Raw genomic sequence first — 16101 nt, 5'->3', positions numbered from 1 at the left:
TCTGCGCGGGCGAGGAGGGCATCGAGGTGTTGAACGGGGGGCATCAGGAGCGGCGATCCTAGCGTGGCCATGCCACAAGGGCAAAAGACCGCGCAGGATTTTTCCTCCCTGCTCAACGATCCGAGCACAAAATGCAGAGTGAGGCATGCGAGAGCGAAGATTTGACGTTATACAACGGTTTCCATCGCCTCCTACACGCTCCGCTTTTCTCCTCCTATGCGCCCGCTGCTTTTTGCCATTCTTACTTCCGCTGCCCTAGCTCAGAACGAAGCGGATTTCCTCACGCATGCACGCCAGCTCACGTTTGAAGGCCGTAGGGCAGGGGAGGGGTATTTCAACGCAGACGGCACCAAGCTGATCTTTCAGTCCGAGCGTGAGGAGGGGAATCCCTTTTATCAAATCTACCTCATGGACCTGGAAACGGGCGATCAGGAGCGCATTTCACCCGGAATGGGCAAGACGACCTGTGCGTGGATTCACCCGGATGGAAAACGCGTGCTCTTCGCCAGCACGCATACTGATCCAGAGTCCAAAAAGCTCCAGCAGGCCGAGTATGACGAGCGGAAGGCTACCAAAGTGCGCAAATACTCCTGGGACTACGATGAGCATTACGACATCTGGGAATACACGATGGCTGAGAAAGCGCTGAAAAACCTCACGAGCAGCCGTGGATACGATGCCGAGGGCGGATGGTCGCCAGATGGCAAAAAAATGGTCTTCGCGAGCAATCGGCAGGCTTATGAGAGCAAGCTAAGCAAGGAGGACGAGGAGCGCCTGAAACTGGATAAGCAGTACTTCATGGAAATATACACCGCTGATGCGGATGGATCGAACGTGAAGCGCCTCACTGAGGCACCGGGCTATGATGGTGGGCCGTTTTTTAGCGCGGATGGCAAGCGCATCTGCTGGCGGCGCTTCACGCCGAAAGGTGATGTGGCCGAGGTATGGACCATGAATGCCGATGGCAGCGATCAGCGGCCGATTACCAAACTCGGCGCCATGAGTTGGGCACCGTATTTTCATCCCAGTGGCGAGTATTTGATCTTCACCACCAACTTGAACGGTTTTGCCAATTTCGAGCTCTACATCGCGGATACGGCCGGAAAGCATGCTCCAGTCCGTGTGACCTACACGGATGGTTTTGATGGTTTGCCGGTTTTCTCGCCGGATGGCAAAAAGCTCTCATGGACGAGTGGCCGCACCAGTGGCGGTCAAAGCCAGATTTTCATCGCAGACTGGAATCATGAGGCCGCGATGCGTCATTTCACTCCGCAGGCAGCCAACCTGAAGACTGCCCCAGAAATCGCCGAGGCTGATTTGAAGGCACACATCACGTATTTGGCCTCTGATGAGCTGGGCGGCCGCCTCACGGGCACGGACGGCGAAAAACTCGCGACGCAGTATTTCGCGGATGTGGCGCAGCAGATCGGACTCGCGCCTTTTGGCGATGACGGCACGTTTTTTGACAACTTTGACTTTACGGCGGGCGTCGCACTTGGTGAGGGCAATAAAATCACCTTTGGCGATCAATCTTTGACCGTGGATAAGGATTGGAAGCCGCTCTCGTTTTCCCAAAACGGCGAGGTGAAGGCCGCGAAGATCGTCTTTGCCGGTTACGGCATCGAAACGCCGGAATCGGCCTCCATCGAGACGTATTCGAGCTATGCGCACCTAGACGTGAAGGACAAATGGGTGCTCGTATTTCGCTATTTGCCAGAAGGAGTCTCTCAGGAGCGGCGCAATGAACTCAGCCGCTACTCCAGCCTGCGCTACAAGGCACTCACCGCACGGCAAAAGGGCGCACGCGGCCTCATCGTCGTCAGTGGGCCGAATTCCAAAGTGGTGCAGCAGCTCGCGCCGATGACTTTTGATGCCTCTTTGGCCACCAGTGGCATCGCAGCCATCAGCGTGATCGATTCGCTGGGTGACAAGCTGCTCGCTGGCACAGGAAAAACGCTCAAAGAACTCCAGGACAAGCTCGATACGGGCGATCTGATGGGCGGCATCGACTGCAAGGGCACTCTGGCGGCCAATATCGTCATTCAGCAGGAGAAAAAGAAGGGCCGCAATGTGCTGGCGGTGCTTCCTTATGGTGAAAAGCCAGATCCGCATGTCGCTCCGCTCATCGTGTGTGCTCACATCGATCACCTGGGCAGCAGCGGCGGATCAAACTCGCGTGCGAAGGGCGATGAAGTGAACAAAATCCATCACGGAGCGGATGACAATGCCTCCGGCGTCGGTGGTGTCCTGGAAATCGCCCAATGGCTGGCCGATCAGAAGAAGCAGGGCAAGCTCACGCTGAAACGCGACATCCTTTTCGCCGCATGGAGCGGTGAAGAGCTGGGCCTGCTGGGCAGCAATCACTTTGTGGAAGCCTACGCCAAGATGATCAAGGGCGATGCGACAGCGAAACTCACCGGCATGTTCGCCGCGTGTCTGAACATGGACATGATCGGGCGTTTTCAGAAGGCACTCGTGCTGCAGGGCCTGGGCAGTAGCTCGCTGTGGGCGAAGGAGATCGAAAAACGCAACGCCCCCATCGGCTTACCGATCACCACGCAGAATGATGCGCACCTGCCGACGGATAGCACCGCGTTCTATTTGAAGGGCATACCCACGCTCAATGCCTTCACCGGTTCACATGCGGACTACCACATGCCCAGTGATACGGCGGACAAGATCGACTACGCGAGCGCGGCAAAGATCACCAAGCTCATGGGCCTCATCGCTCGCGGCATCGCCACGGCTGAGGCCGCGCCAGATTACATCGCCATGGAGGCCCCGAAGAACTCCGGCGTGCGCACTGGGCTACGTGCTTATTTGGGAACGATCCCAGACTATGCCCAAGGCGATACCAAAGGGGTGAAGCTCAGCGGTGTGTCACCCGTGGGGCCAGCAGCCAAGGCAGGTGTGAAAGCTGGTGATGTCATCATCAAGCTCGGTGGCAAGGACATCGCCAACATTTATGACTACACCTATGTGATGGGCGACTTGAAGATCGGCAAAGAAACGACGATCACCGTGCAGCGTGATGGCAAAGCCGTGGACTTGAAAATCACCCCCGGTTCGCGTGATTAATCGCCCAACGCTCCTTCAGCATGAACAACGCCTCCAAAGACCCGAAACATCACCTCTCTGTGCTTCTGGAGCGGCTCCAGCATCCCACGGACTATGAAAAAGCGCTGCATTACTTTCTAGAGGAGTTCGCGGGCGATGCACCATTCATCATGAGTGGACTAGAGGTAACAACACCCATGCTCGACGCCGTGATCCGGCAAGTCATCAAGGGCGCGAGCGGTAAGCCACAGCCTTTTAGAGCAAATCGTGTGTTTCGTGTATCGGAGCACGGATTTCATCATGGCAGCGGCAGTGTGGATGGTCGGGTGGTGCTGTTTTTCCACTTTGAGAGCGTGAACAAAGGACTCGCGGCGATCATCCCCGGCTTTCAGGGGCCGGTGGACGTCGCTCGCTTCTCGCTTCCGCCTTCTTTGCCGGTGGATACCTCGAAGAACTAGATCGTGTTCGCTTTGAGCACGCGGAGCATATTTTCACCGATGACTTGGCGAATGGTATCGTCGCTATGGCCGCGCTGGATCATGCCGAGGGTGAAGAGAGGCCAGTTCGACCAGGCGATGCTGAGCTCGGCCTCTGGAGTGGTGATGAAGTCGTCTTTGGGCCAGAGGTGCTCCCAGCGGCCGGCAGGGCCGGAGGGGGCTTTTTTCAGCTTGGCACGTTCTTCTTTGTCAAAACGTGAAGTGTAGGCCACGTCGCAACCGATGGCGGCGTGCCGCGAGCCGAATTTTTTCAGCATGTGGTCAAGGTGATCCATGAGCGAGGTGATGTCGCCTTTGCCACCGAGGAAGCGTGAGATGCAGCAGATGCCGATGAGGCCATCGGTGTCGCAGATGGCCTTGATGGTGGCATCCGGCTTGCCACGGAAGTGCTCGTAAACACCGCAGCAGGTGGTGTGGCTGGCGACCATGGGCTTGGCGCTGGCTTTGGCGGCATCGAGGGCCGTTTTCCAGCCGCTGTGTGCCACATCGACGATGACGCCGATGCGGTTCATCTCTGCCACGGCGGCATGGCCGAAGTCGCTGAGTCCGCCGTCATGCGGCTCGCCTGCGCCATCGCCGATGGGATTCCGGCGATTGTAGGTGGCATGCATCATGCGGGTGCCGAGCTCGTGAAAAATGCGGATGAAGCGCAGCTCATCGCGCACGCTTTCCCAGTCCTGCATGAGCGGGACGCCATTGGTGGTGAAGCAGAGGCCGACGTGGCCATTTTTTTTGAGCGCCGTGATTTCTTCAGCTGTGACGACTTTGGAAAGCGCGGGCTGCATGAGGTCGGTGGCCTTGGTGAAGTGCGCGAGGCGCTTGATGAGGCGCATGGGATCGCTGCCTTCTTCGCCGGTGTTTTGGAAGATGCAGGTGACGCCAGCGGCGTGAAAGGCATCGAGGAATTCCTTGCGCTCGCGTTCGCTGGTGGCGTTGCGGTTCATGGACATCGACTCACGCAGATCTGCGAGCTCGGCGGCCCCAGCACCGGCGTCGATGGCGGCATTGAAGGCGTCTGCGTCGATGGCGCAGCGCGGGGCAAAGCCGTAGCTCTCAAAGACCACGCTGCCGAAGTGGAGCTCCCATGCGTGGTCGATTTGGGCCTGGGTGGGTTTCAGCAGGCCCAGGGCGATCTCACGCGGGCGGTCGATGGCTGGATTGCCAGTGCGCCAGCGCTCGCGCGATTCCTGGGAGCGAACGTGGATGTGAAAACTGCCTGCCAGGGCAGTGAGCGGGAGTTTTTTGAGCAGATGACGGCGTGTGAGAGCGGTGGGCATGCACAGCTACATACGCGGATGGATGGATTCCGTGTCAGCGGATCATCCAGAGCGCTGCAAAGGCGGTGAGCCAGAAGAGGACGTGCTCAAAGGGCTTTTGCGGCAGGCGCTTGAGGATCTGCCAGCCGATGAGGACGCCGAGTATGACACCGGGGAGCAGCGCTAGATTGGTGAGCAGCGATTTGGAGTGAATGATGCCGAGATTGGCACTGAAGGGGGCCTTGAAGAGATTGATGAAGAGGAAGAAGCGGCTGAAGACGCCGAGGTGCTCTTTTTTCTCCAAATGCTGCGCCAGCAGATACACGGTCATGACGGGGCCGGCAGCGTTTGCGAGCATGGTGACGACACCCGCCATGCAGCCCATGCTCCAGGCAAAGAGACGATGCTCTGCGAGCTGCACAAAGTCTTGCCTGCGGCGATTGAGCAGCAGATTGAAGGCCAGGAGAGCGAGGATGAGCCAGCCGATGACGATGCGTGCCGCCTGGTTATCGAGCTTATCGAGCAGCCACCAGCCGACGATGACACCCACGATGGCGGGCGGGACCATGGGCAGCACGCGGAGCCAGCTACCGCCGTGACGATTGATCCAGTAGCCCATGAAATCTGCGGCGATGAGCATGGGAAGGATGATGCCGACGGAGGCCTTTGCCCCGAATAGATGCGCCATGAGCACGACATTGAGCGTGGCGGTGCCGGAGAGACCTGCTTTGGACATGCCGATGCACATCGCCCCAAAGGTGGCGAGCAGCAGCAGCCACGGATCTGCGGGGAGGAGGGTGTGTTCAGAGAGCCAGTTCACGAATATTGCGGTGGCTTCCATGCTCTGCGCCGACGGCTCAGGCAAGTTCACGGCCCAAGAAAAAACCCCGCTGGAGTGACCGGCGGGGTTTTCGAGAAGGTTGTCGAATGAAGATTACTTGCGGCGACGGCGGAGAAGCAAGGTGCCGAGGCCGAGACCAGCGAAGAGTGCTTTGGAGGGTTCTGGCGCAGCGACCACGCTGAAATTGGACACGAAGTTGTTGCCACTGTTGTTGTTGTAGAAGGTTCCTTCATTGCCTGTACCATCAAAATAGACTTCCAGGCTGTAGTTACCGGGCGTGAGACCGGAGAGGATGTTTGGCGTGCTAGCGGATTGAGCCCATTTCTGATCTCCAGAACCACTGAATGTCTGGCCATCAGCTGCACCAAATGTAGCATCGGAGGTCCAGCCCAGTGCAAACACATTATAAGAACCACTAGGGCTACCTGAAGAATACACACGCCAGTTCACGTTGCCGCCGTACACGTCACCCCCACTGTTTTTATAGGTCAGGACTTCTCCTGCGATGATCACAGATGATCCCTGAGTAAAGGAACCGAAATTCGCACCACTCAGCGCGGCTAGAGTGTCTGGATCAGGCTCATTGGCACCGTAGTACTCGGACGATGTGAATCCGCCGCTTTGGTTGGTGTCTACAAAAAGGAAGGAGCCAAACATGCCAGTCGCACCGAAGGAAGGGGCGGCAGAGAGTGTGAGGAGGGCCAGAAGGAGCTTGCCTATGCTTTTCATGATGGTTGATAGCGGATAGATGTCAGTGTGGGGAGACTTAGAAACTAACAGGCTCGGGATTAATTTGTTTTGAGGAAAACGTCAATCTAACCAATTGACCAAAGTGGCGTGAATTTCTGGTGCTATCCCCAAATGAGGTTTTAGCGAGCGAAATGGACGAGATGCCTCGCGATCTGAAAACGGCTACAGGCTTATCTGTGAAACACCATTCTGGTTAAGATGTCATTCCTTCGTAAAGACGTAATAAAGATTCCTTGCGCATGACATGGTTATTATAATAATTGCAAAACCATGAAAAATGCATTCTCGAAATTACAACTAGCGTCTGCGATTGCTCTCACTCTGGGCAGCTTTTCGATGAGTGCCCTAGCTGAGGCCGTGGTGGAGCGTCCAAGTCTGCCGAACTATCGCTTTAGCCGCAATCTCAAGAATCGCGACTTGGTGACGATGTCGTCCGCCTTCCTCAATCAAGTGGCTCCACATCATGGCAGCACGGGTTCAGAATTCAGAAAACTCATCGCTCGTGATCGCTGCCTCTGCGCAGATAGGCAGGCGCATATGTACTACGCTTGCGAAGTGCCGCCACAGGCTGCTACTGGAGCCACAGGGACCGACAGCCTCCTCCAGCCGCAAACGCCGAGCACCACGGCGGCGAAACCCTTGCTCCACAGCCGCCCAGACTCCCTGCGGAAGATTTATCTCGATTTCGACGGCCATACGACCACCGGCACCTACTGGAACTCGAATTTCACTTCCGGGGCAGCCATCACGACGCCTCCTTTCGACCTCGACGGCAGTCCCACGACTGTGAGCACGACAGAAGCCACTCGCATCGAGGCCATTTGGCGTCGCGTGGCGGAGGATTACGCCCCTTTCGATGTCGATGTGACGACGGAGGACCCCGGTGCGGCTGCCTTGACTCGCAGTGGCAGTACCGATACGGCTTTTGGAGTGCGGGTATGTGTGGGCGGCAGTTGTTACGACTGGTTTGGCTCTGGAGCGGGCGGAGTGGCCTATCTGGGCTCCTTCACTTGGAATACGGACACGCCTTGCTTTGTTTTTACTGCGCAGTTGGGCGGTGGTCATGATAAGTACACGGCGGAAGCTGCGAGCCATGAGGCTGGACACACTCTAGGGCTCAATCATGACGGACAGACCAATATCACGGAGTATTACGCTGGTCATGGCGACTGGGCTCCGATCATGGGCGTCGGTTATTATAAAGCGGTGACACAATGGAGCCGTGGTGAGTATCCCAATGCAAACAACACCCAGGACGACATCGCTGTGATGGCGAGCTATGGCGTCGTGGCAGCTACAGATGACCACGCAGGGACGCAGACCACGGCGACAGATATTGGTAGCGCAGGTGGCAGCATCTCCGCGCAGGGCCTCATCAGCACACGGACAGACGCAGACCTTTTTCGCTTCGCCGCAGGTGCGGGAGCCGCTACTTTTCAGGCCCAACCCGCTGCGCTTGGACCGAATCTCGACATCCAGCTCTCACTTTATGACAGTGCAGGCACATTGCTCGCCACTGAGAATCCAGCAGGCCTCCCTGGCCAGCTCAGTGCCACACTCACGGGCGGCACATACTATCTCGCGGTCGATGGTGCTGGAGTGGGAGACAGCAGCACTGGATACAGTGACTACGGCAGCCTCGGGGTCTATGGACTCAGCGCCGTGGTGCCGCCAGTGAGCGGTATGGTCCCCATCGCGAGCGTGTCGCAGAGTGCTCCTACCACTGGCACCGTGCCGTTGACAGTCTCCTTCTCCAGCAATGGCAGCTATGACCCAGATGGCACGATCAGCAGCTTCCGCTGGGATTTCGGTGATGGCTCTGCGCCTGAGACGGTGGCCAATCCGGTCCATGTGTATCAGGCCGCTGGCACCTACACCGCATCCCTCATCGTCACGGATAACGACGGCCTCACTGCTACCGCTAGCACCGTCATCCAAGTCAATCCGGCACCCGTGGATGCCCGCATGAGCATTTCCTCCATCTCGCTGGTATCCTCCACCACCTCACGCGGCACCCAGGTCACGGCACGCGTCACCGTGCTCGACAAAGCGGGCCGCCCAGTCTCTGGCGTGATCGTTTATGCGAACTGGTCCGGCGTCACCACCAAATCCGTCTCTGCAAAAACCAGCCGCACGGGTGTAGCAGGATTCGTCAGCCCACGCCTCACCTCCCCCGGCGTCCTCACCTTCACCGTCAACAATGCGGTGAAAAGTGGCCTCACCTACGACGCTACGCTCAATATCGAGACCTCAGAGAGCCTCACGATTCCGTGATGGCTCATGGGAAGTACTCGCGGCGCAGTTCCTCGATGAGCTTTTGCTGATCCGACTCTGCCAGAGCTGCTGCATACAGACGTAGCTCAGCCACGCCTCCATAGAAGGGCGATTTGGCGCTGCCCGCGTCGCGGTAGGTCCAGTAAGCGTCTCCCCCGAGGGCAATGTTTTGGAGCGTCTGCGCTGGCGCAGGGATTTGCACGGCTCCATCTGCCACAGCCCCCTTTGCATTGAGTAAATGCACCGAGATCGCTCCGTTCGTGCGCCATGTCGCCAGGGCCACAGTCGGTATCGTCGCATCCAGAGCGGGCACTTCGATCCTCCGCACGCGGCTGGCGGCCGTTGCTTGAGCGCCGACATGCCCCATGGCAAAAAACGCATGCCCTTCACTGTCTGTTTTGAGTGCCATGGAACCATCTCCGAAATTCACATGCGCTACGATCGAGTCCTTTGGCCGCTTGCTCGCATCTTGATAAAAAACCACCGCTAGCGTGGCACCGCTGGAGGCCGCATCTGCAAATGGCACCGCCTTACCCTGTCCGCGTCCGATGAAGCCCAGCGTGGCCTCTGGGGCGCTGCTGCTCGCTCCAAAGACCACAAAATGGCGCGGGCCGGGCAGCGGGAGCTTCTTCGCATCTGGCTTGAGCATCTGGAAAGTGATACGCCTTGCCGTCCCGACATCCCAGGGCAGGACAGCCAGCGCATTATCACCGCTCACTGGCCCGAGATCATGCCACAGCGCCACCGTGTCCGTGACACGACCTGGTTTGTCATCATCACTGCCAGAGAAGGTATTGATGCCTGAGCCGGGGCGGAACCAGGCGTAGAGCTGATCATAGGCCAGAGGCTTCGCCACGCCGCCAGGCAGGTTTGGCGCCTTCGCCGAATCCTCTCCTGCATAATATCGCTGCCGGAAGCTGCCTAGATCACGAAAACCCTTCATCAGACCATCCGTGCCGATGTCGATGATGCGCGGGGAGGTGCTGCTAGAGCCTGTGGAGCTACTTTTGGAGCCAGCAGCCGGTTTTAGCACCCACCAGCCAGCAAGGCTGAGGACCACGATGATCACAGCGATCGCTCCGAGGGGCATTTTTGACTTCGCGGCACTTTTTGGCCGCACCTGGGCCACTGGGGCACTCACAGGCGATTTGGCAGCCGCAGGTAGTGGGCGGCGCGGGGGCTGAGTCGGGCCGACATTGGGCCCCACGGCGATGGGGATCGTCCTAGCCGTCGCATGCAGCACCGGGCGCTGCGGCGGTAGTGAAACTGGTGCCGAGAGCCCCTGCGGATGCACCAGCTCCGGGGCCACAGGCATTGGCGCAGCTACCGGCACACGTGTCGTATCCCGCAGCAGAAAAGTCTCTCTTACCACGGTGGCCTTTCGCGGACGCGTATCTGGATCAGCCACGATGAGGCTCATCACCCATGCCGTCATCCAGCGTGGCACATGCGGAGCCTGCTTCTCCAGCGGCGGCAAATCGTGGCCGAGATGCTTTGTGCGCAATCCTTTCAGCGACCGGGACTCAAAGGCAGGCCGTGCCGCCAGGGCTTCATATAAGACACAGCCCAGCGCATAAATATCCGTGCGCCGCCGTGCCGTGCCACCCTGCCATTGCTCGGGCGCAGCGCAGCGATACGCAGTCACTTGGTCTTCCTCGGTGGTCGATTTCGCCTCGAATCCGGTGCCGAATCCATCCACCACCACCTTCCACTCCGCTGCCGCCGTGCCACTGATGCGGATGTGATGGGCCGTGAGCGTGCCATGCACGACTCCGTGATCCTGGAGTGCCTCCAGAGCATCAAGGAGTTGCCTTGCGAGCACCTCGAACTCCGCTGCATTCACTGGCCCACGCCGCAGTAGCTCTGTCAGTGCCACTCCATGCCGAGGAGCCGCTGTCAGTGTGAAAAAAGCCCCATTTTCATCCCTCCCGCACTCCAGCACCCGCTCCACATGCGGAGACTCCACCGCGGCCAGATTGGTGTATAAAGCCTGGAGTCCCGCTACATGCTCCGCCGCATTGTTTTTGTAGATGCGCTGCACCACATCCATCTGCAACCGCGTATCCCGCGCGAGGCGCAAAACACAAGCCGTGCTCTCTTCGAGGTATTGTAGCGTCTGAAACCGGTCCGACATGTTGATAGGTGTTGAGAGGGAAGGGGGGCGAGAAAAAGAGAACCCTCGCACGCGTAGGAGATGCCGCAAGCACCTTGCCACCTGGGATGTTCACGGCTCCCATATCTACCCCATGGCCGATCACGCCTTTTTGACCATCGAAAACATCTCTCGCAGCTTTGGCACCCACCACGCTGTCGATCGTGTATCGCTAGAGATCTCTGCTGGAGAGATTTTCTCCCTCCTCGGCCCTAGTGGCTGTGGCAAGACCACCCTCCTGCGCCTCATCGCCGGCTTTGAGCAGCCAGATGCAGGCCGCATCCTCCTCGATGGCCAAGACATCACCGCCCTGCCACCCGAGCGCAGACCCGTGAACACCGTGTTTCAAAACTATGCCCTCTTTCCCCACCTCAGTGCACGGGAAAATATCGCCTTTGGACCCCGCATGGCTGGCAGACCCCGCGCAGAGACCGCCGCTGCCGTCGCCGACATGCTCGAAATGATCCAAATGACACCGCATGCCGAAAAAAAGCCCGCCCAGCTCAGCGGCGGTCAGCGTCAGCGCATCGCCATCGCCCGTGCCCTCGTCAATCGGCCCCGCCTCCTCCTGCTCGATGAGCCGCTCGCCGCGCTCGATTTAAAACTCCGCCAGCACCTCCTCACCGAGCTGCGCAGCCTCCATGCCGCCACTGGCACCACCTTCATCTACGTCACCCATGATCAGGGGGAGGCACTCAGCCTCAGCGACCGCGTCGCCGTCATGCATGCAGGCCGTGTCGAGCAAGTGGACACACCCCGCGGACTCTACCAGTCACCCCGCACCACCCGCATCGCCGCCTTTGTCGGTGATGCATGCCTCCTCCCTGCACGCGTGCTCGGTTTACAGGCGCAAAATCTCACTCAAGTGCATGTGGAAGGCCTTGGCCAGCTACTCGCCGCTACCCCAGATCCAGCTCCCAGCCCAGGCGAGGCTCTGCACCTCATGCTACGCCCAGAGCGCCTCCGGCTGGCCACCGGCCCCCAGCCCCAGGAGAATGCCATCACCGCCCAAGTCACCGCCACCGCCTACCACGGCCCCCATCAGCGTCTCACACTCCAAGCCGGCCCCCACACACTCACCATGCAGGCAGAGAACACACCGGCCATGCCCGGAGACACCCTAGTCGTCACCTTTGCCCCCGAAGATGCCCGGCTGCTGCGAGCGGCGGACTAAAAGAACCTGCCACACCAGCTCGTTTGCCTGTCTGCATGCGATTTCTCCTTCTACTCGTCCTACCCACTTTGCTGGCTGCCGCAGAGCCTGCTCGTGAGATAGACAGCCTCCTCGCTCAGGGTTGGCAAAAGCATCACCTCAAGCCCAATCCGCCCGCCAGTGACGATACCTTCGTCCGCCGCATCCATCTCGACATCATCGGCCGCATCCCCACCCTCGACGAAGCACAGGCCTTTCACCGCAGCACCGCACCGGATAAACGAGCCCGCCTCATCGATGCCCTGCTCGCCAGCGAAGGCCACACCGCCCACTTCTTCCACTTCTGGGCTGACTTACTGCGCATCCAGTCCCGTGCCAACAGCGCTCAGGGCGACATGACCAGCAAGCCCTACCTCCACCACATCAAGCGCCGCCTCCGCGAAAACATGCCCTACGACGCACTCGTCCGTGAGCTACTCACCGCCCAGGGCAAAGTCTGGGATAACTCCGCCATCGGCTACTACATGCGCGATCTCGGCATGCCGCTCGATAATTTATCCAACACCACCCGCGTCTTCCTCGGCACCCGCATCGAGTGCGCCCAGTGCCACAACCATCCCTTCGATAAATGGACCCAGATGCAGTTCTACCAGATGGCCGCCTTCACCTACCCACTGGAGACCAACTTCACCGGCATCTCCCAGCAAAAAGGAGCCAACGCACTCATGATCGAAGCACGCAAAAAACCCGAGCTCGCCATCCACAGCAAGCACATGGGCCGCGTCTTCGAAAACCTCGGTGACTTCGTCCGCTACAGCAAGGTCGCCGCCCTACCCGAGCGCATCCTGAAGCTCCCCCACGACTACGTTTACCCTGATGCCAAGCCGCACGCCATCATCCAGCCCGCCACCATGCTCGGACAGCCACTCACCGGCGATCTGCGCACCTTTGCCGCCTGGATGACGTCTCCAGAAAACCCACGCTTCACCACCGTCATCGCCAATCGGCTTTGGAAAAAAGTCTTCGGCCACGGCCTCATCGAGCCCGTCGATGAAATCATGGACAGCACCGTCCCCTCGCACCCCGCCCTCATGCGCCACCTCGAAAAGCTCATGATCAGCCTCCGCTACGACCTCCGCGCCTACCTCCGCATCCTCTACAACACCACCGCCTATCAAAACCAAGCCACCCACACCGAGCACACCGCCGGAGAGACCTACCACTTCACCGGTCCCATGCTCCGCCGCATGACCGCAGAGCAGATCTACGACAGCTTCGTCACCCTCATTCATCCTACCCCCGATCTACCCCACCGACACGGCATCGACAGCGAAATGGCCTCCAAGATCACCTATCGCGGCAAGCTCAGCGACGCGCTCGACCTCCTCACCGCCCAGGAAATCTTCGATGGAGCCGCCAAAGCCAGTCTCGGCTACGAAGCCATCCAGCAGCGCTCCAAACCTCTCCGTGACGCCTACACCGCCGCCCAAAAAGCCAAAGACAAGCCCCTCATCGAAAAACTCAACCTCGAAATCCGCAGCATCGAATTCACCGCCCGCACCGGTATCCACGACCACGTCGTCGTACCCGCCGTCGCACGGCTTTACGAGAAAAAAACCGGTCATCCCGCCCCACCGCCCATCCCCGTGCGCAGGCCCACCCTCGAAGAACTCAAAAAAACCGGCCAAAACCGCGACTACATCTCCATCCCCGGCTACGACGCCGACCAGCGCATCCCACAGGACGAAAAAAACGCCGCCCAAGCCCGCGAAACCATCTACCGCCAAGAAGCCGCCCATTTTCAGCTCACCGAGCTCCCCGCCTACCTCAAAGCCCGCGAAGCCCACTACCGCGACTGGCCCCGCGCCGCCCAGCTCGACTCCCCAGCCCCCCGCGGTCACTATTTACGCGAATTCGGCCAAAGCGACCGCGACCTCATCGACAACGCCAGCAGCGACGCCAGCATGCCCCAGGCACTCGTCCTCATGAACAGCGAGCTCTTCGCCACCATCCTACAGCCCCACACCCAGCTCCGGCTCCAGCTCAGCACCGCCCGCACACCCGACGAGCAGCTCGAAATCATCTACCGCACCCTCCTCACACGCAGCCCCACCCCAGCCGAAAAAGCCACCTGGACCCGCTCCGGCCTCACCACCCCCGAAGACCTCATCTTCGCGCTCCTCAACACCCAGCAGTTCATCTTCATCCAGTGAGCAGGGAGGTGGCCACCTCCCGAAATTACGGCCAGGAGTTGAGTGATAAGTTAGGGAGGTTGTGAACATTTAGCCTTGTTTCTTGTTCGAGCCTGTCGGTCGTAATCGCAGTGGAACTGGTGCGTGCTGTTCTCTGAGCTGGTGGCAAATAAGCTTCATCTCTCTTGCCCAACCATGGGGCGGTAGCTATCGCGTTGGCAGCACAACAACTGCTCTTTCATGCACTCCACTCCATCGACCACGCCTGACGCCGACTTGCTCCATCATCATCGCCGAAAAATGGCCGGACGTGACCCGCATCAAGGGCAGCGAGTGGCGACACCTCTGGAGCTGTTGTTTGATCTAACCTTCGTCATCGCGTTCGGCATCGCGGCATCGCGCCTGGCTCATGCTGTGGGTGAGGGGCACTATCATGCGGGATTGATGGGATTTGGAATCGCGAGCTTTGCAATATGCTGGGCCTGGGTGAACTTCTCCTGGTTCTCCTCTGCCTACGACACCGACGACTGGGTTTTTCGTCTGGTGACCATGGTGCAAATGATCGGTGTGTTGGTGCTGGCGATCGGTCTGCCCAGCATGTTCGCCTCTGTTGAGCAGGGCTACCGAATTGATAACTCCGTCATGGTGGTGGGCTACGTCGTGATGCGTGTCGCGATGGTCTTTCAGTGGGTGCGTGCAGCCAAGCAGGATCCCGCCCGTCGCAGCGCTTGTCTTACCTACGCTTTCATGATCTCGCTGGCTCAGGTCGGTTGGGTGGCGCTGGTTTTTGTGAACCTTCCATTTGGTGCTCGCTACATCGCGATAGGCGTCTTAGCCCTGATCGAGATGCTCGGCCCCGTCTTAGCTGAGCGCAAGGATGGCGGCACTCCATGGCACGCCCATCATATCGCGGAGAGATACAGTCTATTTGCCATCATTGCACTCGGTGAAGGGGTGGTGGGAACGGTGGCAACGCTGTCCGCAGTGATTGAGCAATACGGCTGGACGCTGGATGTCGCCTTTGTCGGTCTAGCGGGTGTGGGGCTCACGTTTGGCATGTGGTGGGTGTATTACATGCTGCCATCAGCCGCTATCTTGCATGGTCATCGGGAGCGTGGCTTTGTCTGGGGATACACGCAGATGCTTATTGTCACGTCTATCGTCGCCACTGGCGCGGGGCTGCATGTGGCGGCGGATTTCATCGCGCATAAGGCTCACATTGGCCCGCTCGCTACGGTGCTGAGTGTCGCTATACCTGTGGGCATTTACCTCGGCCTTGTGTATGGCATCTACTACTATTTGGTTCGGCGCTTTGACCTGCTTCATGTCTGGCTGCTGGCGGGCACTGCGGCAGTCGTCGCGCTCGCTATCGGTGCTGCCATGGGCGGGATGAGCATGTCGGTCTGCTTGATGGTGCTCATGTTCGCTCCTGTGGTGACGGTGATCGGCTATGAGGTGCATGGACATCGGCATCAAGCGGAGGCGCTGGCAAAGGGCCAGGGAGCTTGAGATGCCGACATCCAGCCTGTGCCACAGCGCCAGGATGGACCGTCTGGCGGCTGCGACACAGGAGTCTTTGACGGGGGGTTACTTCAGCACACTGAGGTCTGCGCCAAAATTGATGTGATACGCGGCTCCGCCGATGACGAGAGCAGGCACGGATTTCACCCCGGCGGCTTCGGCTTCAGCGACGCGATCCTTGGCGCTGCCAAGGTGGACGATCTCGACATCGTAGCGGTTGCCATCGAGTGCAGCGGCGACGTTTTGTTCAGCAGCGACGCAGACGGGGCAGCCTGCGTGGTAGAAGGTGGCTTTGGTTTTCATGTGGATGTGTTCTGATGTTTGGTGGGTTGAATGACAGGCCGCTGCGTGATGCATCGGATGTCGCCGCCATCAGAATGCCGGATGTGAAATCGCGAAAGAGGGCAC

At 59.1% G+C, this 16101-nt stretch carries 11 protein-coding genes; 6 read left to right on the top strand and 5 right to left on the bottom strand.

The features are described from left to right. Positions 1–216: 216 nt before the first annotated feature. Both IPK32_11855 and IPK32_11850 read left to right on the top strand, forming a co-directional pair. Positions 217–3078 carry a M28 family peptidase gene (locus IPK32_11855; protein MBK8092644.1) on the top strand — a complete coding sequence of 954 codons (2862 nt, stop codon included), beginning with the start codon at positions 217–219 and terminating at the stop codon, positions 3076–3078. A gap of 20 nt (positions 3079–3098) precedes the next feature. After that, entirely contained in the window at positions 3099–3515 is a 417-nt protein-coding gene (locus IPK32_11850; GenBank protein MBK8092643.1) for a hypothetical protein, read from the top strand. Here IPK32_11850 and IPK32_11845 read toward each other — a convergent pair. The 3 genes from IPK32_11845 to IPK32_11835 form a co-directional block, all read right to left on the bottom strand. Further along, positions 3512–4831 (bottom strand): membrane dipeptidase, encoded by a 1320-nt coding sequence (locus IPK32_11845; GenBank protein ID MBK8092642.1) that lies wholly within the window; start codon positions 4829–4831, stop codon positions 3512–3514. The genes IPK32_11850 and IPK32_11845 overlap by 4 nt on opposite strands. A 34-nt stretch (positions 4832–4865) precedes the next feature. Next, entirely contained in the window at positions 4866–5630 is a 765-nt protein-coding gene (locus IPK32_11840) for a sulfite exporter TauE/SafE family protein (GenBank protein ID MBK8092641.1), read from the bottom strand. Between the two features lie 114 nt (positions 5631–5744). After that, entirely contained in the window at positions 5745–6380 is a 636-nt protein-coding gene (locus IPK32_11835; GenBank protein ID MBK8092640.1) for a hypothetical protein, read from the bottom strand. Positions 6381–6671: 291 nt separating this feature from the next. Here IPK32_11835 and IPK32_11830 point away from each other — a divergent pair, with 291 nt between their 5' ends. Continuing rightward, entirely contained in the window at positions 6672–8675 is a 2004-nt protein-coding gene (locus tag IPK32_11830; protein MBK8092639.1) for a PKD domain-containing protein, read from the top strand. 4 nt (positions 8676–8679) lie between these two features. On the opposite strand, the gene IPK32_11825 is transcribed toward IPK32_11830, so the two are convergent. Beyond that, entirely contained in the window at positions 8680–10809 is a 2130-nt protein-coding gene (locus tag IPK32_11825) for a protein kinase (GenBank protein MBK8092638.1), read from the bottom strand. A 112-nt stretch (positions 10810–10921) separates the two neighbouring features. Here IPK32_11825 and IPK32_11820 point away from each other — a divergent pair, with 112 nt between their 5' ends. From IPK32_11820 to IPK32_11810, 3 genes are all read left to right on the top strand, one after another. Continuing rightward, positions 10922–12001: an ABC transporter ATP-binding protein gene (locus IPK32_11820; protein MBK8092637.1), complete on the top strand. Its 1080-nt coding sequence runs from the start codon at positions 10922–10924 to the stop codon at positions 11999–12001. A 35-nt stretch (positions 12002–12036) separates the two neighbouring features. Next, positions 12037–14193 (top strand): DUF1549 domain-containing protein, encoded by a 2157-nt coding sequence (locus IPK32_11815; protein MBK8092636.1) that lies wholly within the window; start codon positions 12037–12039, stop codon positions 14191–14193. Positions 14194–14412: 219 nt separating this feature from the next. Continuing rightward, positions 14413–15681 carry a low temperature requirement protein A gene (locus tag IPK32_11810; GenBank protein MBK8092635.1) on the top strand — a complete coding sequence of 423 codons (1269 nt, stop codon included), beginning with the start codon at positions 14413–14415 and terminating at the stop codon, positions 15679–15681. A 78-nt stretch (positions 15682–15759) separates the two neighbouring features. Here IPK32_11810 and IPK32_11805 read toward each other — a convergent pair whose 3' ends face one another. Beyond that, positions 15760–15996, bottom strand: a complete 237-nt coding sequence (locus tag IPK32_11805) for a thioredoxin family protein (GenBank protein ID MBK8092634.1) — start codon at positions 15994–15996, stop codon at positions 15760–15762. Positions 15997–16101: the final 105 nt, after the last annotated feature.

The sequence above is a fragment of the Verrucomicrobiaceae bacterium genome, from assembly GCA_016713035.1.
GTDB lineage: Bacteria > Verrucomicrobiota > Verrucomicrobiia > Verrucomicrobiales > Verrucomicrobiaceae > Prosthecobacter.
This window is presented reverse-complemented; position numbering and strand designations above follow the sequence as displayed.

Excerpts from the sequence above, each read along its gene's own strand:
- IPK32_11835 (MBK8092640.1), bottom strand. The coding sequence starts at position 6,380 with ATGAAAAGCATAGGCAAGCTCCTTCTGGCCCTCCTCACACTCTCTGCC.
- IPK32_11855 (MBK8092644.1), top strand. The coding sequence starts at position 217 with ATGCGCCCGCTGCTTTTTGCCATTCTTACTTCCGCTGCCCTAGCTCAG.
- IPK32_11805 (MBK8092634.1), bottom strand. The coding sequence starts at position 15,996 with ATGAAAACCAAAGCCACCTTCTACCACGCAGGCTGCCCCGTCTGCGTC.
- IPK32_11820 (MBK8092637.1), top strand. The coding sequence starts at position 10,922 with ATGGCCGATCACGCCTTTTTGACCATCGAAAACATCTCTCGCAGCTTT.
- IPK32_11825 (MBK8092638.1), bottom strand. The coding sequence starts at position 10,809 with ATGTCGGACCGGTTTCAGACGCTACAATACCTCGAAGAGAGCACGGCT.
- IPK32_11810 (MBK8092635.1), top strand. The coding sequence starts at position 14,413 with ATGCACTCCACTCCATCGACCACGCCTGACGCCGACTTGCTCCATCAT.
- IPK32_11850 (MBK8092643.1), top strand. The coding sequence starts at position 3,099 with ATGAACAACGCCTCCAAAGACCCGAAACATCACCTCTCTGTGCTTCTG.
- IPK32_11830 (MBK8092639.1), top strand. The coding sequence starts at position 6,672 with ATGAAAAATGCATTCTCGAAATTACAACTAGCGTCTGCGATTGCTCTC.
- IPK32_11815 (MBK8092636.1), top strand. The coding sequence starts at position 12,037 with ATGCGATTTCTCCTTCTACTCGTCCTACCCACTTTGCTGGCTGCCGCA.
- IPK32_11845 (MBK8092642.1), bottom strand. The coding sequence starts at position 4,831 with ATGCCCACCGCTCTCACACGCCGTCATCTGCTCAAAAAACTCCCGCTC.